This window comes from Nocardiopsis protaetiae (genome assembly GCF_045446735.1).
GTDB lineage: Bacteria > Actinomycetota > Actinomycetes > Streptosporangiales > Streptosporangiaceae > Nocardiopsis > Nocardiopsis protaetiae.
Genome location: NZ_JBJJBV010000508.1, coordinates 1 through 1,668, shown reverse-complemented (window position 1 = coordinate 1,668; position 1,668 = coordinate 1). Strand labels below are relative to the sequence as shown.

Below are 1,668 nucleotides of genomic sequence, written 5' to 3'. Positions count from 1 at the left end.
CGGTCCGCGTGGCGTGCGGACCGGTCCCCTGGATTCCTGGCGGGTCAGAGCCCGAGGGCGTGCATGGAGAAGTCGAAGACGAAGACGCCGGTGAGGATCCACATGAGCCAGCCGACGTCGCGGACGCGTCCCTGGACGGTGCGCAGGACGGTGTGGGCGATGATGCCGATGCCGATGCCGCTGGCGATGTCGAACGCGAAGGGCATCATCGCGATGGTGAGGAAGGCGGGGACGGCCACGCCCATGTCCGACCAGTCGATCTCCGCGATGTGGGTCATCATCAGCGCCCCCACCAGCACCATGGCGACCGAGGCCGCCTGGGCGGGGACGATGGAGAAGACCGGTGCGAAGACGATCGCGGTGAGGAACAGGGCCCCGGTGACGACGCTGGACAGCCCGGTGCGGGCGCCCTCCCCGACGCCTGCGGTGGACTCGACGAAGACGAGGGTGGCCGAGGAGCTGGTCAGGCCGCCGACGACGGCGCCGGTGCCGTCGGTGACGAGGATCTGGTTGACGCGGGGCATGGCGCCGTTCTCGTCGGTGATACCCGCCTTGGCGCCGATGGCGAGGATGGTGCCGACGGCGTCGAAGAACCCGGCCAGGACGAGGGTGAAGAGGATGACGCCGGCGGTGGTGGGTCCGGCGGTGGTCCAGGCGCCGAAGAGGTCGACCTGGAAGAGGAGCCCGAAGTCGGGTACGGCGACCAGGGAGCCCGGGAGTTCGGGTGCGCCGCCGCCCCACTGGGAGGCGTCGAGCCCGAAGGCGTAGTGGACGATGACGGCGAGGAGGGTGGCGCCGACGATGCCGTAGAAGATGGCGCCGGGGACGCCGCGGACGAGCAGGATCGCGGCGAGGGCCAGGCCGATGACGAAGATGAGGACGGGCCAGCCCAGCAGGTGTCCGCCGTCGGTCTCGGCGCCCAGTTGCAGGAGGCTGCCGCCCTCGCCGCGGCTGACGAAGCCGGCGTTCTTGAGGCCGATGAGGGTGACGAAGAGGCCGATGCCGACGCCGATGGCGAGCTTGAGGTTGCGGGGCAGGGCGTTCATGACGGCGGTGCGGACGCCGGTGACGACCATGGCGATGATGATGAGGCCCTGCCAGACGACCAGGCCCATGGCTTCGGGCCAGGTCATGTTGGGTGCGGCCTGGTAGGCGACGACCGCCATCACCCCGAGGGCGGCGGCGCAGGCGATGGGGGCGCGTCCGACCACGCCCATCATGATGGTGACGAGCCCGGCGGCCAGGGCGGTCATGGTGGTGAGCTGGGCGGCGTCGAGCTGGTCGCCGTTGATGTCGGTGGCGCCGCCGAGGATGACGGGGTTGAGGACGATGATGTAGGCCATCGCCATGAAGGTGGTGAGTCCGCCGCGGAGTTCGCGGGCGGGGGTGGAGCCGCGTTCGGTGATGGAGAAGTAGCGGTCGAGCCAGGATCGACCTTGGTGGGGGGTGGACTGCGGGCGCTGGGCGCTGTCGCGTGTGGTCATGTCCCCTCCTGGAGGGAAACGGGGCGGCCGTGGGTCGCCTGTCGAGAATGGTCGGTCACTGAGAGTGATCGTCCGTGGGCGTGCGGGGGCGTCGTGGCGCCCCCGGTGCCCGGGGCGGTGGCGCGCGCGTGCGCGGATGGCGCGTGCGCCGGTGGGCCGCTCACCGGGTGGGTGAGGGAGGGTG

General features: G+C 71.0%; 1 protein-coding gene. It reads right to left on the bottom strand.

Annotated elements, in window-relative coordinates:
- Positions 1-44: 44 nt before the first annotated feature.
- Positions 45-1,484 (bottom strand): NCS2 family permease, encoded by a 1,440-nt coding sequence (locus ACJOT3_RS34400; RefSeq protein WP_406977312.1) that lies wholly within the window; start codon positions 1,482-1,484, stop codon positions 45-47.
- Between the last annotated feature and the right edge of the window lie 184 nt (positions 1,485-1,668).

What these genes read in the sequence shown, in the direction of transcription:
- ACJOT3_RS34400 (WP_406977312.1), bottom strand. Translation starts at nt 1,484, where the DNA reads ATGACCACACGCGACAGCGCCCAGCGCCCGCAGTCCACCCCCCACCAA.